Genomic DNA, 22497 nt, shown 5'->3' on the forward strand with positions numbered 1-22497 from the left:
AATAATGCCAAAAAAACTTGTTGGTTGTGATGTTTGAAAATGAACAAATTTTGTTTGCTTTTAATTATGAAATATTTTTGTAATATTAAGGCCTGTTTTGCTGAGATATATAGTTTTTTGTAAATATAATGTAATGGTTATCTTAAGATAATAATGCTAATATAGAAATCGTGGTAATTAAGCGAATAAAAATTATTTAATTGAAAACATTATTTTACATAGGAGAACATATTCATGAAAAGAAATTTACTTAGTCAATGTGCCATTGTTTTGGCAACTGTAACAACAATGAGTGTTGTTGCACCAAGTGTGTCAGCTAATACGGCTTCAGATCTGAATGATGTGAACACTGAGATCAAAGATACAAAAGCTAAGATTGCTGCATCACAAAAGAAAATCAATGCTGCAACTGAAGTTCAGATGAAAAAGTCACAAAAAATCAATGATTTGAAAGTTGATATCGCAAAACGTGATGGTCAGTTGAAAAAGCAAGCTCAGTCAGCTCAAATCAACAACTCAGGTTCTGTTGTTCAATTCTTAAGTGATTCTGAAAATGTTTCTGACGCTATTGGTCGTGGTGTCACTGTTGCGCGTGTGGTTCATGCTAACAACCAAACAATGGAACAACAAAAAAATGACAAGGCACAAGTTGAGGCGGAACAAGCTGATTTGACTAAGTCCGTTAAAGATCAAAAAGACGAAAAAATGTCTTTATTGAAAATGAAATCTGGTCTTGATGCAAAACAAGCAGAATTAACTGCTAAAAAGAACAAGGAAGACGAAACAGCTCAAGCAAATGCTAAAGCCGCTAAAAAAGCTGCAGAAAAGGTAGCAAAGGCTAAAGACTTAGAAACTGCTGGTCGTGCTGCTGATGAAGCTCATGCTTCTGCAAATGCTGATGCTACACAAAAAAACCGGGATAACCAAAATGATGCTGTCAAAAATGATGACAATACTGTTTTGAAGGTTAAAGCTAACAATAAAAAAGCTAATAATAACAGTAGTAATAGTAACAGCAATAACAGTAACAAAGCTCAAGTACAACAAGTTAAGCTTGATGGCGGTCATCATGGCAAGGGCGGCGGCCCGAACGGTTATCCTGCTGGTCAATGTACTTACTATGTTAAAATGGCTGCTCCGTGGGTCGGCGGACACTGGGGTAATGGTCAGGAATGGGCTGCTTCAGCTTCAGCTGCTGGATTCCGTGTAGACAATACTCCATCTCCAGGTTCCGTTGCTGTTTATGCTGGTGGTGCTAATGTTGGTGGCTGGACTGCAGCTCCAGGATATGGTCATGTCGCACTTGTTCAAAGCGTTAATGGCGGTTCTGTAACTATTACACAAGGTGGTACAGGTTTCTCTAATCCAATGGGCCCTAATACACAGACGCTTTCAGCTGGTGCTGCTATGGCATACATCCATCCATAAAGTCAGTTTGTTAAACCCTAATGGTAAAATATGAATATGTAAAAAGAAAAGAGCACAGGTAATGTGCTCTTTTTTGTACTGTACCTATACTAGAGTTATCTGACTATTTAAAAATTAATCAGATAAATGCTACAGAATGTAAGCTGAATTTTGAGATCAATAAACTGGAGATCGTTGTTTGAAAAGACAGGTATTTATTGAGAATTGGTAGACCGCAAATATTTTTATAAAAGTTACTGTTATTTAAAAATACTGATATGGTAGTATTTTCGGATGTTTTGTAATTAAGCTGTAATGGGCATTAAAACAGCACGACGATAAGATAAAGCTTGTAGAGTATTACATAGGAGAATATATTTATGACTAATAATTTTCTGAGTAAAAGTGCACTGGAACTTGCTACTACTATCACATTGATGAGCGCTGCTGCACCTGGTATTTCGGTTGCTACAATTTCAGAATAAAAATGGGGGGGAGACTCTGTGTTTTTTCTATGTGGTGAAAAATACAAAGACTGTTTTTTAAAGTCAAAATTTGCTATGATAATGGCTGAGAGAGTAGAGAGGATGGACCTTGATGTCAAAATTAGTATTGTTACGGCACGGACAAAGTCTTGCAAACAAGGTTAATGAATACACTGGCTGGTCAGATTCGCCACTCACAGACTATGGCGTTAAACAAGCTCATGTTGCTGGAAAGTTATTACGTAGCCAGCAGCTTGAATTCGCGGATCTGCACACTTCAGTCTTAGTTCGTGCGATCAAGACAGCTAACATTGTTTTGGATGAACTGCACCAATCGTATATTCCGATCCACAAAACGTGGCGTTTGAATGAACGACATTATGGTTCTTTACGGGGCTGGAATAAAGATGATACTCGAAAGATCTTCGGTGCGCAGCAAGTTGCTTTGTGGCGTCGTTCATATTACGCAGTCCCCCCTAAGCTGGATTTTCCCGTTTTAGATCGGCGTTATGCTAATTTGCCTGAGTCTTCATTGCCGTTAGCAGAAAGCTTGAAAATGGCTAGTGCACGGATCGTGCCGTACTGGACGGACACGATCGCACCACAGTTGATGGATGGCAAAAATCAGTTAGTGGTGGCACATGGCAGTACGTTACGTGCAATGATCAAGTTTATTGAAAGAATTAGTGATAAAGATATCGATGGTGTAGAGGTCGCGAATGGAGAACCGATCATTTATACCTTTGATGAAAAAATGAATTTAACCGACAAAACAATAGTTACTGACTAAAGATGATGTTTTCAGCTTGAAAAACTGGAAGCATTATTTTTTTTGAGAAATAAAAAATTGCGGAGATGTCCGGCTAAATTAGCCAAAGTAAGCGTTACAAGTGTAAATCTAAGCCTAACTTAGCAGAAGTAAGTGTCACAAAGGGGGATGTGACTCGAAGTTGATGATAGTAAGGAATGTAAATAAAAATGAGAAACCAAGTTATCGAAAGTAAGTCTTATAAACAGAAATGTGAGACCAAGTCAGTCAAAGTAAGCGTTACAAACGTGAATGTAATTCTAAGTCAGCATAAGTAAGTAGCATAAATGAAAATACAACACCAAGTCACTAGAAGTAAGCACCACAAGCTAAAATGTGTTGCTAAATTATGGAAAGTAAGCATCAAAAATAAAAATGAGAGACTAAGTCAGCCTTATTAAGTGTTACAAAGCTAGAAATAAAACCTATCGATCATATAGTAAAAGCTCTAAACTAGTTGATCTGGTAATATCCAACAAGCATAATTTCAGACAACAAAAAATACCACAGTCGCCAAACAGATTGGTAACTGTGGTATTCCAAAATATCAGATTAAGCTAATGAACCCATTGGATCCCATGGTGCAAGAACTTTTGGTTCTTCCTTCAATTGTTCTTGAAGTTCTGCTGGCAAGAATTTTTTATTAACAACAACTTGGTAGCAGTATTCATCCATCCAATTGTCACTCATTACAAAAAAGCCTTTTGATCCGACTTTATTTCCCCATGAGTTTTCAACTTTCCACTTCGTTGGTTTGTCATCGACTAGATCAACACCAGTAAGGACCATTGCGTGTGTCATCAAGCTTTCACCGTAGTCTAAGCGTTCTGCTTTAGACATAGAAAAATCAATGTCGAATAATTCATCTTTACTGTAAAGTTCAGTATCCATGATACCCTGTTGACGATCAGATGATTGGCCCACATCACAACCGAACCAAACACTTTCGCCGGATTTCAATTGTTTTACGGCGACATCACGGAACGTGTTCATGTCGACGTTTAAGTGACGTATCTGACGGCCATCAACTACGTTTCCGAGCATTTCAACTGTGTACATGTGGTTGTATGGCTTGTCATCAGTTGGTCCGTTGATGATCGAAACATAGTCATCAAGATTCCAACCAACGTATTTGTCAAAGAAGTCCTGTGGTGTTAGGTCTTTGTCGATGTGATAGTTGTTGTCTTTATCACGGTATTCGAAGTCAAATGATCGAGTTGGTTCACCGAAGCTATATGCACACATCCGGTAAACTTCATTTAACATCTTATCTTTTCTTGCATCAACTTCTTCGTTACTTGCTTTGCTGGCAACTAATTCACGTAATTCAACGGCATCCTTACGTAATTTAAGGTTCAATGTATTGTTGAATTCACCGGAAGCAGATGAGTTCTTTGTTTCAGGCATTACGGATTGAGGGACAACACCGTATTTCTGAATCAAAGCGACTACCATGTCCCACTGACCACCATCCTGTTGCGGTGTTGTCATTAACCAGCTAACTTTACGATCGCTAGTTGGCAAATCAGCAGTTTTTAAAACATTTTCATAGAAGTAGTTGGCCTTTTCGAGCTTATCCCAGAAGTATGTGTAGCTTTGGGATAATTCGAAATCATCCGCTACCTTAAAGTTATTGTGAATATCATGACGCATTGTGTTTAACGCAGCGAACATCCAGCAACGACCAGATTGTTTCTGGTTGGCAACTTCACCTGTATCCAAATCAATGGAGAAAACAGGGTTCATGTTGATTTTTGAACGATAATCAATACTTGTTGCTAAAATACCATTTTTTGTTACAGCACGTTCTGCAACTTGTGCACCTGTGTGTTGGTCAAGATTTTGTTGATAATTTTTTAATTGATCAGCAGTGATTGCTTTGGTCATTAAAAAGTCACTCTCCTTTAACAGTCTACTCATATATTACGGCATATTTTAATAATAGTAAATACATTCAGCTTATCTAGCTCACATAAAATTAAAAGTCAACGAGTAGGCTTGAATTCGGTCAGAATGGTTTTCACCAGAATTATTATAGTTTCACATTCAAGACTAAAAAAGGAGAGCCATGATAGCTCTCCTTGCAAAAATGATAATTTTTTAATTTAACGTTTAGCTTCTAAAACTTCTGGACCGTCAGCGCGACCGACGATCACAGTATTGACCATATTTAAGAATAAGCCATGCTCAACCACACCGACTTCTTTGATCAAGTCATCGGCTAACTTTTCAGGATCTAAGATGTCATTCAAGTGTAGGTCGATGATGTAGTTTTCAGAGTCAGTCAACAAGAGACTATTGCCATCGTTATTTTTGCGGAAAGTTGGGTTGTAGCCTTTTTTATCGAAACGTTCGAAAACTTTTTGACTACCATAAGGAATAACTTCAACTGGTAGTGGAAAAGCACCCAAATTTTTGACCATTTTACTTTCATCCACGATCCACATGATCTGGTCGGAATTAGTAGCGACGATCTTTTCAAATAGTAAAGCAGCGCCACCACCTTTGATGCCTTGAAAATCATTACTGATTTCGTCAGCACCATCGATGGTCAAGTCAATGTGATCAACGGCGTCAACTGATTTGAGTGTGATGCCTAGTTCTTCAGCTTGTTTAGCAGTTGCCTTAGAAGTGGTGACTCCTGTAATATGCAAGCCTTCTGTTTTGACACGGCGACCCAAAGCATCTACCATAAATTTGACTGTTGAACCTGTCCCCAAACCAACTGTCATACCATCCTTGATCCATTCTACAGATTTTTCACCAACTAATCTTTTTAATTCATCCTGTTTCATGATGAGCTGTCTCCTCCTCGTGGTTTTTCTTAAGAGTGGCTAAATCAGTAACAAAGAATAAAGTTGTTAAGATTTAGTCATGCCTGTTGTTTGATAGCTCTTCTATTATATCATAATCGTATATTTAATTAAAAAAGGCTTCTGACCAGTACTGGCAGTAAGGAAATATGTTATCATGAAAATGTCTGAAAATTTATGGGAAAATGAGGGTCAAAATTGAAAAGAGGATTTGAAAAAGTCAGCAGTTATGCTGCATCAAGCGCCAAATTACCACGAAGAGCCACACAAAATGCAGCTGGATATGATTTCTTTGCTTCCAAAGATTTTGTGTTGCCAAGTATTTGGAAGAAAAATTTTATCAAAGTTTTAGCTGCCTTGAAAAAAGGTCAGGCAGTCGCTCCAGATGAAATGACTGCAGCGCAAAAAATTTTGAAACCATACTTAGTACCCACGGGGATCAAAGCGTACATGGGTGACGATGAATACTTATTATTAGCCGATCGTTCAAGTGCTCCGTTAAAACGCGGCTTAGTTTTGCCAAATGGTGTGGGCATTATCGATGCAGATTATTATAATAATGACAATAACGAAGGCGAGATTTTTTTCCAGTTACTAAATTTTTCATTATTTGACCAAACGATCAAACAAGGTGAAAAAATTGGCCAGGGGATCTTCATGCCATATTTGACAGCTGATGGAGAAGAAAAACCAACTGCAAAAAGGACCGGTGGCTTTGGTTCATCAGGTAAATAAAAGCAGGTGGGAAGATTTTAGCTAAAAAATAAGCATTAATTTCTGGTCAACTCGTACTTTTTAACATGGCGTCAAAGATAGCTAGGACTTAACTAAATAAAACAGCGCGAAAAGGTTGTTTTACTATAGGCCATGTTAATATTTAAAGGAGAGCGGGACAAAAGTCGTTTTGAAGCCGGCATTACATTGAGGATTCAGACTTTTGAAACGCGTTTATGCTATAAAAATTAGAAGCGATAATTTGATTATTTTTAGCAAAAGAAGAAACTGGAATATTGTTTTGTCCCAGCCTCCTAATTATGGAAGAAAAATATTTTTAAAAGAGAGAAAAGAGGCAGCCTAGTGGCAAAAGCAAAAATTAAATATGTCTGTCAAAACTGTGGCTATTCTTCACCACGATATTTGGGTAGATGTCCTAACTGTGGTCAATGGAATACTTTAGTTGAAGAAGTTGAAAAAAAACAACCTAAAGCAGTTGCTTCTACATTATCAACGGGGACTTCTAGTTCGAACAAACCGCAATTACTAAAAGACGTTTCGTTAAAGCAAACTCCGCGTGTCCAAACACAGATCAATGAACTGAATCGTGTTTTGGGCGGTGGGATCGTACCTGGTTCTTTAGTTCTGATCGGTGGGGATCCGGGTATTGGTAAATCAACACTTTTATTGCAAGTTTCTGGTCAACTGGCACAGACTGGTGGCAAAGTTTTATACGTTTCCGGTGAAGAAAGTGCGAACCAGATCAAATTGCGGGCTGACCGTTTGGCAGTTTCAAGTGATGATTTTTACCTCTATCCAGAAACTGACATGGAAGCGATCCGTGCTAATATTGATAATTTAAAGCCCGATTACGTTATTATCGATTCTGTGCAAACCATGCAGGAACCAGAAATGTCTTCTGCGGTCGGTAGTGTTTCACAAGTCCGTGAAGTAACAGCTGACTTAATGCGTTTAGCTAAGGGGCAAGGCATCACGATCTTCGTTGTCGGTCATGTTACTAAGGGCGGTGCGATCGCTGGTCCCAAGATCTTAGAACATATGGTAGACACGGTTTTGTATTTTGAAGGTGACTTGCACCATTCTTACCGTATCTTACGGGCGGTTAAAAATCGTTTTGGTTCCACTAATGAGATCGGTGTGTTTGATATGCGTGAGGATGGTTTACAAGAAGTTAATAATCCCTCGGAGATTTTTTTGGAAGAGCGTCTAAAAGGTGCAACTGGTTCGGCGGTCGTTGTTTCACTAGAAGGAACGCGACCGATCTTAGTTGAGATCCAGGCTTTGGTAACACCAACTGCTTTTGGGAATGCGAAAAGAACAACAGCTGGTTTGAATCAAAATCGTGTTTCTTTGATCATGGCTGTACTCGAAAAAAGAGCGGGGTTGATGTTACAAAATCAGGATGCTTACCTAAAGGCCGCTGGTGGCGTTAAATTAGATGAACCAGCGATCGATTTAGCTTTGGCAATTAGTATTGCGTCTAGTTATCGTGAAAAAGAAACCGTCCCGACGGATTGTTTTATCGGTGAAGTTGGCTTAACCGGGGAAATTAGACGAGTATCTGATATTGAAACACGTGTCAAAGAGGCTCAAAAACTTGGTTTTAAGCGGATCATTATCCCACAAAATAACCTGGCTGAAGCCCATTTGCCCGAGAATGTCGAGATTCGTGGTGTTAAAACGTTAAACCAAGCTTTACATTTTGCTTTTGATTAGGCAAAAAGCACACATAGTTGGATGATTTTTGATAAAATAATTTAAGGAATATCTTTTACTCAGGTCATGTGGGTATTTAGGTGATCAAAAAATAGAAAGTGAAGTGATAATGATGCGAAAAAGGATGATCCAGTTGATTTTCGCACTTTTAGGGATCGGCGCTGGTTACTCATTTATGCCAATGATCTGGTCAGCGTTCAACGTTTCTAATCGGTGGCTCAACAATATTTTTATTGATATGGTCATTGGTTTGTTAGTTTTTGTAGTTTTGAGTATATTATTGATCGATCCGGTGGAAAGATTAGTTCAAAAAATTGAAAAGTTTTTGGCAAACGAAAGACCAGAATTGGTCGTCACAGAAATAGTGTCAACAGTAATCGGGTTAGTGATCGGCGTTTTGATTTCTCTATTATTCTCGAATTCGCAATTATTTTTCTTAAGCACGATCTTACCCATTGTTTTGGCAGTTTTATTTGCATATTTAGGCTTTACACTTGGTCGTTCTCGTTATAATGATATTCGTAAAATTTTTGGGCGCCATAAGAAAACCGCTTTTGAAGACGTGAATGGTCGTTCTGGTGATGTTTTAGAACGCAAGGCCGGCGATAATTTCCATAAATATAAGTTGCTGGATACCAATATTTTGATCGATGGGCGTATCTATGACCTCGTTCAGACTGGTTTTTTGGAAGGTGTTTTGGTCGTTCCAAACTTCGTTTTATATGAATTACAGTATATCGCTGATTCGGCAGATAGTGTCAAACGTGTGCGGGGACGGCGCGGACTCGATATTTTAAACAAATTACGTGACGAAAAGATCATGCCTGTTCAAATGTACGATGGTGATTTTGATGACATTCAAGAAGTTGATAGTAAGTTGTTGAAATTGGCTAAAATGATCGATGCGGTGGTCGTTACTAACGACTATAATTTAAATAAAGTTGCTGAATTTCAAAACGTAGAAGTGCTTAACGTCAACGCTTTGGCTAAATCTTTGAAACCACGTGTTATCCCAGGCGAGACTTTGAAAGTCATGATCATTAAAAAAGGGACTGAGCGTCAACAAGGTGTAGCGTACTTAGATGATGGAACGATGATCGTGGTCGAAGATGGACAGTATTACATGAATGACACGATCGAAGTTGAAGTTACCAGTGCCATCCAAACTGACGCTGGTCGGATGATCTTTGCTAAACCGGTCCATTCAAAACGCGGTATCAATGAGAAAAACTCTAATTAGTTTGGTCTAGACTATTTATTTTTAGTAATAAGCATAGTACAATTTAGTGGTGTGGCTGTTTAAACAGCCAGAAAAGACGAATATCAACGAAAGAGGCGTAATTTTAATGGCTAGTGATAAAATTCGGGTCCGTTATGCTCCCAGTCCGACTGGACATCTGCATATCGGAAATGCCCGGACAGCATTATTCAATTACTTATTTGCACGACATAATAATGGGACGTTTGTCTTGCGGATCGAGGATACAGATACAAAAAGAAATGTTAAAGACGGCGAAAAAAGCCAGATGGATAACTTGGAATGGTTAGGCATCGACTGGGATGAAGGTCCCGACAAGCCAGGTGAATACGGTCCGTACCGTCAATCAGAACGTCGTGATATCTATGAACCATTGATCCAAGAATTGATCGACAAGGATCTGGCTTATGAATCATACATGACTGAAGATGAACTGAGTGCCCAACGTGATGAACAACGGGCTAATGGTGAAGCGCCGCGTTATATCTACGAATATGAAGGTATGACCGCTGATCAGATCAAGGCTTCAAAAGAAGCTGCTAAAGCTAAAGGACTCAAGCCGGTCATTCGTTTGCGTGTGCCACATGATCATTTATATGAATGGGACGACATCGTTAAAGGTAAGGTCAGCTTCCAGTCTGATACGATCGGTGGCGATTTTGTCATTGCCAAGCGTGATGGTATGCCAACTTACAACTTTGCTGTAGTTGTAGATGATCACATGATGAAGATCACACACGTTTTACGTGGGGATGATCATGTCGCTAACACGCCTAAGCAGTTAGCTGTTTATGACGCCTTTGGTTGGGAAGCACCAGTTTTTGGCCATATGTCACTGATCATTAACACTGCAACTGGTAAAAAGTTAAGTAAACGTGACGAAACTATTTTGCAATTTATCGAACAGTACCGTTCATTGGGGTATTTGCCAAATGCCATGTTTAACTTCATCACATTGTTAGGTTGGTCACCAGTGGGTGAATCAGAGATCTTCACTAAGAAGCAATTTATCAAGATGTTTGATCCTAAACGTTTGAGTAAATCACCCGCTTCATTTGATAACAAGAAGCTTGAATGGGTCAATAACCAATACGTTAAGGCCGGCAATGCTGACCAGATCACTTCATTAGCAATCGAACAATTGATCAAGGCTGACCGTTTACCGAAAAACCCATCGAAAGAAAAAATTGAATGGGCTCGTCAGTTGACAAACTTGTACAAACAACAAATGTCATATGCGGCTGAAATGATCGACCTGTCTTCTGTTTTCTTCAACGAACCTGAATCTCTTGACGAGGATTCTTTGAATGAAATGCAACAGGAAACAGCTCCAGTTGTTTTGAAGAAATTTACGCAAAAAATCAAAGAATTGCCAGTGTTTGATGCCTTTAATATCCAGTCAGTGATCATGCAGATCCAAAAGGAAACCGGCATCCGTGGTCGGAAACTTTATATGCCGATCCGAATCGCCACAACACGTGAAATGCATGGCCCAGACCTTTCACCTTCGATTGAATTGATCGGGCGCGAAAAAGTGTTGGCACACTTGGATAAGACTTTTGCAGAATTAGGAATTAAGCTTTAAACACTGATAAGCGAAAAGTTCGGAAACAAAACTGAGTTTGTTTTGTCACCGGACTTTTTTGTTAAAATGGTAAAATTACAGTGCAAGTTGGCAGGTAAATGTGAGACTAACATGCGCTCAGTAAGCTTTGCAAGTGGAAATGTAACGCAGAGTCGGCTAAAGTGAGTGTTACAAACTTAAATGTAATACAAAGTCCGTTGAAGTAAGTGTTACAAATGCAAATGTAATGCGAAGTCGGTCGAAGTAAGTGTTACAACCACAAATGTAGTACAAAGTTAGTTAAACTAAGCATTACAAACAAGAATGTACCACCTAGTTCGCCAATGTAAGTCACACAAACAAACCAGCGAAGTAATTATTTTTTGGTTATCAGGTAGCCAGACAGCTTGTTTTTATAAAACAGAAAAAATTGTAGTTCAAAAAACAAAACGCACTGTTTTTGCAGTATATATTAAATGAGAGTCAAAACTGGCAATGGTAAGAGTCTATCAGGAGGTTTTTATATGATCCAGCTATATAATACTTTAACTAAGAAAAAAGAAGAATTCGTGCCAATGCAACCTGGTAAGGTCAGGATGTATGTCTGTGGACCAACCGTTTACAATTACATTCATATCGGTAATGCCCGCAGTGCGATCGCATTTGACACGGTCCGGCGTTATTTAGAATATAAAGGTTATCAAGTTAAATACGTTTCTAATTTTACGGATGTCGATGATAAGATCATCAAAGCTAGTCAAGAAATGGGTTTGACCGTGTCAGAGGTAACTGAGAAGTTTATCAAGGCTTTTTACGAAGATACAGATTCCTTGAATGTTAAACGGGCTGACCTAAATCCGCGCGTCATGGATAACATGGACGACATAATTGCTTTTGTGCAAACCTTAGTGGATAAAGGATATGCTTATGAGTCAGGCGGTGATGTCTATTACCGTGCCCGTAAGTTCAGGAAGTATGGTTTGTTGTCAGGCCAGTCAGTTAATGACTTAGAGCAAGGAGCCAGTGCACGTTTAAGTGCTGAAGATCAGGCTAAAAAAGCAGATCCACTAGATTTTGCGGTCTGGAAGGCTGCTAAACCTGGTGAAATAGCATGGGATTCCCCATTTGGCAGGGGGCGCCCAGGCTGGCATATTGAATGTTCTGTAATGTCGACCAAGTATTTAGGTGACACTATTGATATCCATGGTGGTGGACAGGACTTAGAATTTCCTCATCATGAAAATGAGATCGCTCAAAGTGAAGCCAAAACTGGCCATAAATTTGCTAACTACTGGATGCATAATGGTTTCGTAACGATCGGTGAAGAAGACGAAAAGATGAGCAAATCACTTGGTAATTTCGTGACAGTTCATGATCTTCTTGAAAAAGTCGATCCGCAGATCATACGCTTCTTTATGGCAACGACACAGTATCGGCGTCCAATTCGCTATTCTTCTGCTAACTTGCAGGATGCAAAGGCTAATTTGGAGCGGATCCAAACTGCGGCTGATAATATTTCTTATCGTTTAAAACAAGCTGAGCAAGGTGAATTGGATGCAACTGTTCAAAAGGAGTTCCAAGATCACAAAGCACATTTTGAAGAAGCAATGGACGATGATTTTAATGCGCAAAACGGGATCGCTGTCGTTTATGAACTAGTTAAGGAACTAAATATCTACGCGGCAAAAGATCAGGTCAATACTGCTACTTTACAATACTTATTAGACGGTTTCGAAAAAATCGTGTCTGTGTTTGGAATCGAGATCAAACAAGCTGGCATTTTAGATGAGCAGATCGAGGCTAAAATCAAAGAACGTAATGCTGCGCGGAAAAATAAAGACTTCGCTTTAAGCGATCGGATCAGAGACGAATTAAAAGAACAGGGGATCATTTTGGAAGATACTCCACAAGGTACCCGGTGGAAGAGAGATTAGGCTAAATATGACAAGAGCAAATTATCAACAGATCAACGGAATTGCACTCGCTTATATTGGTGATGCAATCTGGGAGGTTTTTGTCCGTGAGCATTTATTGGAGCTGGGGTTGACTAAGCCCAATAAGCTTCAGCGCACGGCAACTCATTACGTTTCAGCTAAGGCCCAGGCTTTTTTGATCAAACAAATGGAAGTACAAGATAAGTTAAATGAAGCTGAGTGGACTTTTTTCAAAAAAGGTCGCAACGCTAAAAGCCACACATCGGCTAAAAATACGGCTGTCATAACGTATCGGATCTCAACTGGTTTTGAAGCCTTATTTGGCTACTTGTATACCAGTGAACAAGACGACCGCTTGAAAGAATTAGCCCAGTGGTGTATAGAAACCGTTGAAGCTGACCGTGCTTAACTTTAGCGCACGGATTCGCGCATAAAAAGGAAGAAAATAAATGAATAAGAAAAATACTACCGATCAAACGGACTTGGTGATTGGTCGCCACGCTGCAATGGCGGTTTTGAAAGGCGACCAGCCGGTCAATAAGGTCTATGTGCAAGAAAAATTGAAATCAGACGCTATTTTCGAGTTGGCTACTTTAGCGCGTAAGAAATCGATCGTTGTTTCGCGTGTGCCTAAAGCCAAGTTAGACATGCTGACTGATCACCAAAATCACCAGGGTGTAGCAGTTTCTGTGGCACCATTCGAATATGCACAGCTTGATGATCTATTCGCCAAAGCTGATGTTGCTGATGAACCACCTTTTTTCTTGATCTTAGATGAGATCGAGGATCCGCATAACTTAGGTTCGATCATTCGGACAGCGGACGCGGCTGGTGTACATGGGGTCATTATCCCTAAACGTCGGGCTGTCCAACTGACATCAACGGTCACCAAGACTTCAACTGGTGCCATAGAATACGTACCAGTTATGCGAGCTAATAATTTGAACAATGTTGTTAAAGAATTGAAGAAACGTGGTGTATGGGTCTTTGGAACTGATATGGAAGGTCAGGATTTCCGTAAGTTTGATGGAACTGCACCAACGGCCTTAGTGATCGGTAATGAAGGCAAAGGGATCTCGCCATTATTGAAGAAAAATTGCGATGGTATGGTCTCGATCCCGATGAGTGGACACGTTCAAAGTTTAAATGCTAGTGTGGCCGCTAGCCTATTGATCTATCAAGTTTATACAAGTAGAGGAAAGTAAGCGCTAATGAAGAAAAACATTCTGATCGTCGATGCATATAATATGATCGGCAACTGGCCAAAATTAAATAAGCTTAAGAAAAAAGATCAACTAGAAGAAGCACGTGACCAATTACTCAGAGTGTTATCTGACTACCATAAGCAAAGTGGCTACCAGATCATAGTGGTTTTTGATGCCATGTATGTCCCTGGTCTGTCCAAAAGTTACAAGCAATATACCTTGCAGGTGATTTGGACGGATGAAGGGCAAACGGCTGATAGTTACATTGAATCGTTGGCAGGGCAACTCATGACACCTTTGACACAGGTCACCGTTGCTACTAGTGATCAAGCGGAACAGTGGACGATCTTTTCGCAGGGGGCTTTACGTAAGCCTGCCTGGGAACTAGCCCAAGATATTCGACGCGCGCAAAAAGAAGTTAAGCAGACCGCTAGGCATTATCAAGACGAACATTCTGTGCGAGGTAATCCATGGAGCGACGAACAGCTAGCCGAGCTAAAAAGCTTGCTTGATCATTTGTCTCGGTGAAAAATCTCTGTGCTAACGGCTATTGATCATAACTAGTAAAATTTGAGCCAGTCTGAGTTTAACTGAAAACTAGAGTTGTTTATTTGTTTGTGCTGATCGGACGGCCTGATAAGCGTTTAGCTAACGCCTAAAGTATTGACTGGTCAGACTATCCATGATAGAGTTACTATTGATATTATTGAAGGAGAACTGAAGAATGGCAGGAAAAAGAAAAATTGCCTTAGCGTGCTCAGAATGCGGTTCACGGAATTACACTTTAGTGGAAAATCCTGCTCGAGTTTCTCGGCTAGAGGTAAAAAAGTTTTGCAAGTATTGTGGCAAACACACCTTACATCGTGAAACTAAATAAGCTGCTTTAATTTCGTGGAACTATGGAGGCTTAAAAATGAAATTTCTTAAAGATGTTAAACAAACAATGAAAGATGTTACTTGGCCCACGGCACGAGAAAATCGGCGTGATACGTCAACCGTTATTTTGATGACACTTGCCTTTGCGATCTTTTTTGCGATCGTTGATTATCTTGTCCAGGTCGTTTTACAATTATTTGTCTAGTTCAATTAAACAAACTAGCAATTATGTCAGTAATTTGATACAATTAACTGATAGGAAAACTTCGCGTGGTCGAGGTTTTTTTATTTTGGCAAAAACAGTAAATTAAAGATAAAAAAGTATTGAAAAAGGAGAATGGAAAGAAAATGGCCGAAAATATCGAAAAAAAATGGTATGTTTTGCATACCTATTCGGGTTACGAAAACAAGGTAAAAACCAACTTGGAATCACGTGCCCAGTCAATGGGAATGGAAGACAACATTTTTCGGGTAGTGGTGCCGGAAGAAGAGAAAACTGAAACGACTAAGACAGGTAAAGAAAAAATTGAAAAACTTAAAACATTCCCTGGCTATGTTTTAGTGGAGATGGTCATGTCAGATCAGTCATGGTATGTGGTACGTAATACACCAGGTGTCACAGGATTCGTTGGCTCGCATGGTGCTGGTAGTAAGCCTGCCCCCTTACTTGATGAAGAGATCGAAGGGATTTTGCATCAATTAGGTCTCAGCTCACGTCATGAAGAATTTGATGCTGAAGTGGGCGATTCAGTTACGATCGTCGATGGTGCCTTTTCTGGTATGGTCGGTAAGATCACTGAAATCGACAATGAAAAGATGAAACTACGGGTCGATATTGAAATGTTTGGTCGTGAAACGGCGGCTGAACTTAACTTTGACCAAGTTGACAAGTTAGTTTAACTAACGATCGGGTGGCTAGCTAGCTCATAGCGGGTCGATCAAGCACGACATTTTTTTAAATATGTGAAAACTGCTTGCAAACCTGTGAGGGGCATGCTATATTTTATAGGTATGCTTTTGGCATACCTGTGGGAGGCCAAATTTCATGGCCATCCGTACCACACACGGAATATAAGGAGGAATACACCGTGGCAAAAAAAGTAACAAACGTTGTTAAATTGCAGATCCCTGCTGGTAAAGCAACTCCTGCACCGCCAGTTGGTCCTGCATTGGGTCAGGCCGGTATCAATATCATGGGCTTCACTAAGGAATTCAATGCCCGTACTGCTGACCAAGAAGGAATGCTCATCCCTGTTGTGATCAGTGTCTATGAAGACCGTTCATTCGACTTCGTTACAAAGACACCACCTGCAGCTGTTTTACTTAAGAAGGCTGTTGGCGTTGAAAAAGGTTCCGGTGAACCTAACACAAACAAGGTTGCTAGTGTAACTAAAGACCAAGTTAAGGAAATTGCCGAAACAAAAATGCAAGATCTAAACGCAGCAGATGTTGAAGCTGCTATGCGCATGGTTGAAGGTACTGCACGGAGCATGGGCTTTACTGTTGAAGACTAGTTCCCATGCCTGTCAGACGGATACTTCGCGAAAGTGAATGTATCAAGTGGGAGGTTTATCCGATAGACCACAAATTGCAAGGAGGAAAATTTACTAATGGCAAAGAAAAGCAAGAAATATTTAGAAGCCGCTAAACAGGTTGAAGCAAACAAAGAATACCAACTTGACGAAGCAATCAGCTTGGTTAAGAAGATCGACTTTGCTAACTTCGATGCAGGTATCGAAGCAGCTTTCAAATTAAACGTAGATACAAAGCAAGCAGACCAACAATTACGTGGTGCTGTTGTGCTTCCTAATGGTACTGGTAAAGACCAAACTGTTGTTGTCTTTGCAAAAGGTCCTAAGGCACAAGAAGCTAAAGATGCCGGTGCTGATGTTGTCGGTGACGATGACTTAGTTGCTCGTATCCAAGATGGCTGGTTGGACTTTGACGTAGCCATTGCTACGCCAGACATGATGGCTCAAGTAGGTCGTTTAGGCCGTGTTCTTGGACCAAAAGGTTTGATGCCTAACCCTAAGACAGGTACTGTAACAATGGACGTTAACAAAGCTGTTACAGAATCTAAAGCTGGTAAAGTTACTTATAGAACTGACCGTGACGGTAACGTTCATGTTTCGTTAGGTAAAGTTTCATTTAGCGAAGATGCTATTAAAGGTAACTTTGAGACTATCAGCAATGTGATCGCAAAGTCTCGTCCATCATCTGTTAAAGGTATTTATGTAGAACATGTATCTTTAGCATCGACATTTGGCCCAAGTGTTACACTTGATGTTTCATCTCTTTAATTTAAAAAATTAAATTAGAAAGTATTGTTGACTTCTATTTATGTACATGTTACATTTATAGAGGTCAATTTTTGTATATGATTCTACCTAAGACTCAGGTGGCTTAAGCCTTAATATCCTGCCGAGGAGTAAAGTAATTTATTCTCTCTCTGTGTCTTGGTGGATACGGAGCTTTTTTATTTGTATAAGAAAGTTTCACACAACGACTGGGAGGTGAATCAAGTGAGTAAAGAAGTTATTGCCAAAAAAGCTGAAATTGTTGACAGTGTTGTTGAAAAATTCAATAATGCTTCATCAGTCGTCGTCGTCGATTATCGTGGCTTGACGGTTGAAGAAGTTACTGATTTACGTAAGCAATTGCGTGATTCTGGCGTTGAGATGCGTGTTGTTAAAAACACATTCTTAAAACGTGCTGCAGACAAAGCAGGCTATGAAGGCTTAGACGAAGTATTTGCAGGACCAACTGCAGTTGCATTCGGTAGCGAAGATGTTGCCGCTCCTGCACGTGTGATCGCTAAATTTGCTGAAGACAACGAAGCATTAAGCATCAAAGGTGGCGTTATCGAAGGAAAGGTTTCTTCAATCGAAGATATCAATGCTCTTTCCAAGTTGCCAGACCGCGACGGCTTATTGTCAATGTTGCTTTCAGTATTGCAAGCACCAGTGCGCAATGTCGCTTATGCTGTTAAAGCAGTTGCTGACAACAAGGATGAAGATGCAGCCTAAGGTTGTATTTTAAATATATTTGATTAAAAATTTGGAGGAAATCAAAATGGCATTAGATACAGAAAAAATCATTGCTGACCTTAAAGAAGCCAGCATTCTTGAATTAAACGATTTAGTTTCAGCTATCGAAGAAGAATTCGGTGTTTCAGCTGCTGCTCCAGTTGCAGCTGCAGGTGCTGCAGGTGGCGACGATGCTGCTGAACAAACAGAATTCGACGTTGAATTAGCTAGCGAAGGTACAGCTAAGGTTAAGACTATTAAGGCTGTCAAAGACATCACTGGTCTTGGCTTGAAAGACGCTAAGGGCTTGGTTGATGGTCTTCCATCAGTTATCAAGGAAGGCGTTTCTAAGGAAGAAGCTGAAGACATCAAGGCAAAACTTGACGAAGTTGGCGCTACAGTTAACCTTAAATAGTCATTCATTGAAATGTCGGGCACCCCTCGGAAATGAGGGGTGTCTTTTTGTGTTCATTTATAAAAACTTCCTCTAAAGGTTTAGGGGGTCAATATATAAGAATGTAACGTAAACTTGGGCGAAGTAAGTCTCGTAAGAGAAAATGTGATGCAAACTTGGGCGAAGTAAGTCTCGTAAGAGAAAATGTGATACAAACTTCAGCGAAGTAAGTCTCACAAGAGAAAATGTGATACAAACTTCAGCGAAGTAAATCTCACAAGTAGAAATGTGATGCAAACTCCGGCGAAGTAAGCAATACAAGTTATTCAGCATGAAATTGTTTGCTGTAGTTAGGCAGTCAGTTTGTTGCTGACTTTGCGATAGTCGTTTTGCGCTTAGAAATATGCTACACTCAATAGGGTAAATGTGTACGCGAAAGGAATATTATTTAATATGAAACAATTGATCCTGGCAGAAAAGCCAAGTGTAGCCCGTGATCTAAGTAAGACGTTAGGTGCTACGCAAAAACATAAAAATTATTTTGAAGGAGATAAGGTCGTAGTGACCTGGGCTTTAGGACATCTGTTAGGGCTGCAAATGCCTGAAGATCTGCATAAAAATTGGGGTAAGTGGCAGTTAGAAACTTTACCAATGTTGCCTAAAAAAATCGGCATCAAGCCGCTACCAAAAACCCAAGGTCAATTGAAAACGATCAAAAGTTTGGCCAAGCGAAAAGATATTAAAGAAGCGGTGATAGCGACAGATGCTGGGCGAGAAGGAGAACTTGTTGCGCGATGGATCTTGCAATATATCCGGTTTAATAAGCCAGTCAAACGGCTGTGGATCTCTTCGCAGACAACTAAGTCGGTCAAGGAAGGTTTTAAATCATTGAAACCTGCCAAGCAATACGATGACCTCTATTACTCAGCTCTAGCGCGCGCCAAGGCAGATTGGTTAGTTGGTTTGAATGTGACAAGAGCATTGACAGTTAAGTATGATGATAGTTTGTCAGCTGGACGAGTTCAAACACCGACCTTAGCTCAAGTTGACAAGCAAGCACAAAAAATCAATCAGTTTAAGCCCCAAAAATACTATATGATCGATTTAGAGGTCGATGGGAAAAAAGCTCACCGCCAGCAAAAAGATAAGTTTGAAATCAAGGATATGAAGTCAGCTCAAGCAGTGGTCAAAGAGCTTGACCAACAACACGGTAAGGTAGTCGATATTACGCATAAAGATAAATCGCAACAGGCCCCGTTGCCTTATGACCTGACCGAGTTACAACGTGAAGCTAATCAGGCTTATGGTTATTCAGCTAAAAAGACTTTATCTTTAGTTCAGAGTCTGTATGAGGTCCATAAGATCGTGTCTTATCCGCGAACTGACAGCAAATATTTGAGTTCTGACCTCAAGTCGACTATGAAAGAACGGCTGCAAGCAATCAGTAATTTGGTACCAGAAGCCAAAAATTATTTGGCCAATGGTAGTCAAGTCGTTTTGAAAAAAGTTTTCAATGATAAAAAAGTGACTGACCACCATGCGTTGATCCCAACAGAACAAAAACCGCGTTACGATAAATTATCACAGGATGAACATCGAATCTATACAATGATCACGCGACGTTTCGCTGGGTTATTTGCCCAGCCTTATCAAACTAAACAAGAAAAGATTACTGTTCAGTTTGGCAGTGATAAATTTGTTTTTAACCAGGAAAAAGTGATCGAATCTGGATGGAAGGGTGAAAGAATCCAAGATGTAAGTCAACGCGACTGGCAAATGGGTGAACAAATTAGTCCTAAATTTAAGATCTCGGCTGAACAAACAGCACCACCAGCTCCTTTAAGTGAAGGCAGTCTGTTAGCTAAGATGGAAAAGTATGGTTTAGGGACACCGGCTACTCGTGCTGAGATCATTGAAAAATTGGTACGGACAGAATTAATGGAACGCACTAATAAAAGCCTTCAAGTTACCCCTAAAGGACGACAGTTGCTTCAACTGGTCAATCCAGCCTTAGTTACACCAGAATTGACTGCTAAATGGGAAAAACAATTAGAACAGATCGCACATGGTAAATACAATAGCCGGTCTTTCTTAAAAGAGATCGAAGAAGAAACGACTAAGTTAGTGGCTGAGATCAAACAAAGCAAAAAGAAATATCAGGATCATTCACTGACCTCTAAGAAATGTCCTAAGTGCAATTCGTTATTAAAAGAGAAAAATACACGTCACGGTAAGTTATTAGTTTGCACGAATAATGAGTGTGATTATCACCGTCGAGCAGAAGCAATGGTGACTAACCACCGCTGTCCACAGTGTCATAAGAAGATGCTGCTCATCGAAGGCAAAAACGGCACTTATTTCCGCTGCAAGTTTGACGGGACAACAGAAAAGCCGAATAATAAGAAGAAAAATAATAAGAAAATGACCAAACACGAAGAAAAACGTTTGATCAAAAAAGTGAACCAAGACGAAGAACCAGTCGAAAGTACGCTGGCAGCTGCTTTGAAAAAGGCGATGGCAGAAGAAAATAAATAGGACAAAAAAGAAAATAAGGCTTTGATCTTATAGAGAACGTTTAAGGGCCGTCGATCTGACCAATTAAATGGATAGATCGACGACCCTTTTTTAGAATTGCGCGGCTAGTTATGTTCTAGCTGTTTTGCGTATATTTTATGTATGACAGGAGGCTGGGACAAAACAATATCCCAGTCTCTTCTTTTGTTAAAAATAATCAAATTATCGCTTGTAATTTTTACAGCATAAACGCGTTTCAAAAGTCTGAATCCTCAATGTAATGACATTTACGCCATTCCTGTCCTGCGCTTTGCTACGGCCAAAAATGACGTAAACGACATTACATACCGGCTTCAAAACGACTTTTGTCCCGCTCTCGAGTAAATTTAATCTTGGACCATGATGACTGACATCATCTTGAGATAAAGAGATTCATACCACTTGATCCCACGCTCTTCAAATTCTTGTTTCTTTTGTTTACAGTGTGTAGTTAAACTACCGAATAACATCTTGTAGACTTTGGTATTTGTGATCCAATGGTGAAAACGAGGTGACACTTTGGATAAACCAAAAAAGCCCGTGATAAGAAATGGTAATTGAGGTAAGACTGGTAAAGCCAAACCAATCAATCCCAATGTAAATGCAACAATTGTCAATAAGCACCATAATAATTTAGTAATGCTATGCGTCAATAGGATCCCTCCTTAAAAAATACTGGAGTCAAACGAAAAAAGACGAATAGCTGAACGACTAATACTGAAATTTGCCAGTTGAGTTAGTTACCAGCTACGAAGACAGACATATATGTTAATTCAATTGTTTATGATTATAGCATGTCATTGGGCTGGTGCATATAAAAAAGCTTATAAGAAATGGTTAAGCTGATTAAGTAAAGTTAAACCTAGGTGAGGCTGCTTTCATAGTTGGCAGGAACTTGTTTGTTTGACTGATAAATAAAAATAGCTTAATAAATTTATTTAAATTTTGGCCGGCAACACGTACATTCAATTTGGACAGTACAGTACATTAGTTAAGGAGAGGGGCGTCCAAACTTGTATAAAAATATTATTATTTCATGGGTATCAACTTATTTTATGTAAATAAAACAGTAGAGTTTATTGCATTTCACATTCTGTGTTAAAAATTTAATTTGAAAAAATCAAGATAATTTTCTTGCGTTCTATTGTAAATGTCGTACAATATACACTGTATATATGGAAAGTCAGTGGAATAATACTTAACGTATTGATTCTTTTTGATATAATTTGTAGGGGCAAAATTAAATATGGGGGTATCATTATTATGAGTTCGTTACAGAAACTTATGACTGATCTAACACAGATCTTGCAGCTTACTAGTCAACAGTATAAAGATGAAGAGTCGACCAAATTAGGGGCGATCGACGTATATTATTTAGAGGCGATCTACCAGTTGAAACAACCAACGATCGGAAAGATCTCACGGATGTTGGGACAGTCCACGCCAAATACTAACTATCATATTAAGAAGCTGATCAATTTAGGCTTGATCGAAAAACGGATCGACCCTTCTGATCATCGGGTCACACATCTAACGACCACAGAAAAATATGCCAATAGTATTAAAACTAATGAAGAGTTCTGGGAAACGTTGCAACAACGTTTGGAAGACGAGGTCGAACCCCGAGATTATGCGATTTTTAAGCGGGTTTTGGGTCAAACTGTTGAAATCGTTCACGAAGAACTGTAGTTTTATACCAAGTATCTTGAGTCTGGTTAGGCTT

General features: G+C 39.6%; 22 protein-coding genes and 1 other annotated feature. Of the genes, 19 read left to right on the plus strand and 3 right to left on the minus strand.

Annotation, left to right across the window (positions count from 1 at the left end; all coding sequences use genetic code 11):
* Positions 1-234 precede the first annotated feature (234 nt).
* Both LACPOB_RS0102505 and LACPOB_RS0102515 read left to right on the plus strand, forming a co-directional pair.
* Positions 235-1428, plus strand: coding sequence for a CHAP domain-containing protein (locus LACPOB_RS0102505; RefSeq protein WP_017867257.1), 1194 nt, complete (start codon positions 235-237; stop codon positions 1426-1428).
* Between the two features lie 576 nt (positions 1429-2004).
* Entirely contained in the window at positions 2005-2682 is a 678-nt protein-coding gene (locus tag LACPOB_RS0102515) for a 2,3-bisphosphoglycerate-dependent phosphoglycerate mutase (RefSeq protein WP_017867259.1), read from the plus strand.
* 570 nt (positions 2683-3252) lie between these two features.
* On the opposite strand, the gene LACPOB_RS0102520 is transcribed toward LACPOB_RS0102515, so the two are convergent.
* Positions 3253-4587 carry a C1 family peptidase gene (locus tag LACPOB_RS0102520; protein WP_017867260.1) on the minus strand — a complete coding sequence of 445 codons (1335 nt, stop codon included), beginning with the start codon at positions 4585-4587 and terminating at the stop codon, positions 3253-3255.
* A gap of 218 nt (positions 4588-4805) precedes the next feature.
* Complete coding sequence (rpiA, locus tag LACPOB_RS0102525) at positions 4806-5495, minus strand: ribose-5-phosphate isomerase RpiA (protein WP_017867261.1); 690 nt, start codon at positions 5493-5495, stop codon at positions 4806-4808.
* A 216-nt stretch (positions 5496-5711) separates the two neighbouring features.
* On the opposite strand from rpiA, the gene LACPOB_RS0102530 reads away from it, so the two are divergent.
* From LACPOB_RS0102530 to LACPOB_RS0102600, 16 genes are all read left to right on the plus strand, one after another.
* Positions 5712-6248, plus strand: coding sequence for a dCTP deaminase/dUTPase family protein (locus LACPOB_RS0102530; protein WP_017867262.1), 537 nt, complete (start codon positions 5712-5714; stop codon positions 6246-6248).
* A 342-nt stretch (positions 6249-6590) separates the two neighbouring features.
* The gene (radA, locus tag LACPOB_RS0102535) at positions 6591-7964 is read left to right on the plus strand and encodes a DNA repair protein RadA (RefSeq protein WP_017867263.1); all 1374 of its coding nucleotides are present in this window, start codon (positions 6591-6593) and stop codon (positions 7962-7964) included.
* A gap of 112 nt (positions 7965-8076) precedes the next feature.
* Positions 8077-9204, plus strand: coding sequence for a PIN/TRAM domain-containing protein (locus LACPOB_RS0102540; protein WP_026142713.1), 1128 nt, complete (start codon positions 8077-8079; stop codon positions 9202-9204).
* A 106-nt stretch (positions 9205-9310) separates the two neighbouring features.
* Positions 9311-10807 carry a glutamate--tRNA ligase gene (gltX, locus tag LACPOB_RS0102545; RefSeq protein ID WP_017867265.1) on the plus strand — a complete coding sequence of 499 codons (1497 nt, stop codon included), beginning with the start codon at positions 9311-9313 and terminating at the stop codon, positions 10805-10807.
* 503 nt (positions 10808-11310) lie between these two features.
* Complete coding sequence (gene cysS / locus LACPOB_RS0102550; RefSeq protein WP_017867266.1) at positions 11311-12720, plus strand: cysteine--tRNA ligase; 1410 nt, start codon at positions 11311-11313, stop codon at positions 12718-12720.
* 7 nt (positions 12721-12727) lie between these two features.
* Entirely contained in the window at positions 12728-13129 is a 402-nt protein-coding gene (locus tag LACPOB_RS0102555) for a Mini-ribonuclease 3 (protein WP_017867267.1), read from the plus strand.
* Positions 13130-13169: 40 nt separating this feature from the next.
* Positions 13170-13925 (plus strand): 23S rRNA (guanosine(2251)-2'-O)-methyltransferase RlmB, encoded by a 756-nt coding sequence (gene rlmB, locus LACPOB_RS0102560; protein ID WP_017867268.1) that lies wholly within the window; start codon positions 13170-13172, stop codon positions 13923-13925.
* Positions 13926-13931: 6 nt separating this feature from the next.
* Positions 13932-14453 carry an NYN domain-containing protein gene (locus LACPOB_RS0102565; protein ID WP_017867269.1) on the plus strand — a complete coding sequence of 174 codons (522 nt, stop codon included), beginning with the start codon at positions 13932-13934 and terminating at the stop codon, positions 14451-14453.
* A gap of 196 nt (positions 14454-14649) precedes the next feature.
* On the plus strand, positions 14650-14802 hold the full coding sequence (gene rpmG / locus LACPOB_RS12420; RefSeq protein WP_081607034.1) for a 50S ribosomal protein L33: 153 nt from the start codon (positions 14650-14652) through the stop codon (positions 14800-14802).
* Between the two features lie 36 nt (positions 14803-14838).
* Positions 14839-15006, plus strand: a complete 168-nt coding sequence (gene secE / locus LACPOB_RS0102570; RefSeq protein WP_017867270.1) for a preprotein translocase subunit SecE — start codon at positions 14839-14841, stop codon at positions 15004-15006.
* A 143-nt stretch (positions 15007-15149) separates the two neighbouring features.
* Positions 15150-15701 carry a transcription termination/antitermination protein NusG gene (gene nusG / locus LACPOB_RS0102575; protein ID WP_017867271.1) on the plus strand — a complete coding sequence of 184 codons (552 nt, stop codon included), beginning with the start codon at positions 15150-15152 and terminating at the stop codon, positions 15699-15701.
* A gap of 188 nt (positions 15702-15889) precedes the next feature.
* On the plus strand, positions 15890-16315 hold the full coding sequence (gene rplK / locus LACPOB_RS0102580) for a 50S ribosomal protein L11 (RefSeq protein ID WP_017867272.1): 426 nt from the start codon (positions 15890-15892) through the stop codon (positions 16313-16315).
* Between the two features lie 96 nt (positions 16316-16411).
* Positions 16412-17101, plus strand: coding sequence for a 50S ribosomal protein L1 (gene rplA, locus LACPOB_RS0102585; RefSeq protein WP_017867273.1), 690 nt, complete (start codon positions 16412-16414; stop codon positions 17099-17101).
* Between the two features lie 68 nt (positions 17102-17169).
* Positions 17170-17288, plus strand: a sequence feature (ribosomal protein L10 leader region).
* A gap of 35 nt (positions 17289-17323) precedes the next feature.
* Positions 17324-17827 carry a 50S ribosomal protein L10 gene (gene rplJ / locus LACPOB_RS0102590; RefSeq protein WP_017867274.1) on the plus strand — a complete coding sequence of 168 codons (504 nt, stop codon included), beginning with the start codon at positions 17324-17326 and terminating at the stop codon, positions 17825-17827.
* A gap of 46 nt (positions 17828-17873) precedes the next feature.
* The gene (gene rplL, locus LACPOB_RS0102595; protein WP_017867275.1) at positions 17874-18242 is read left to right on the plus strand and encodes a 50S ribosomal protein L7/L12; all 369 of its coding nucleotides are present in this window, start codon (positions 17874-17876) and stop codon (positions 18240-18242) included.
* Positions 18243-18674: 432 nt separating this feature from the next.
* Positions 18675-20756, plus strand: coding sequence for a DNA topoisomerase 3 (locus tag LACPOB_RS0102600; RefSeq protein ID WP_017867276.1), 2082 nt, complete (start codon positions 18675-18677; stop codon positions 20754-20756).
* A 365-nt stretch (positions 20757-21121) separates the two neighbouring features.
* On the opposite strand, the gene LACPOB_RS0102605 is transcribed toward LACPOB_RS0102600, so the two are convergent.
* A complete protein-coding gene (locus LACPOB_RS0102605) occupies positions 21122-21427 on the minus strand; it encodes a DUF454 family protein (RefSeq protein ID WP_017867277.1) in 306 nt (101 codons plus the stop codon).
* A 610-nt stretch (positions 21428-22037) separates the two neighbouring features.
* On the opposite strand from LACPOB_RS0102605, the gene LACPOB_RS0102610 reads away from it, so the two are divergent.
* A complete protein-coding gene (locus LACPOB_RS0102610; protein ID WP_017867278.1) occupies positions 22038-22463 on the plus strand; it encodes a MarR family winged helix-turn-helix transcriptional regulator in 426 nt (141 codons plus the stop codon).
* The last annotated feature ends 34 nt before the right edge of the window (positions 22464-22497 follow it).

The sequence above is a fragment of the Ligilactobacillus pobuzihii E100301 = KCTC 13174 genome, assembly GCF_000349725.1.
GTDB lineage: Bacteria > Bacillota > Bacilli > Lactobacillales > Lactobacillaceae > Ligilactobacillus > Ligilactobacillus pobuzihii.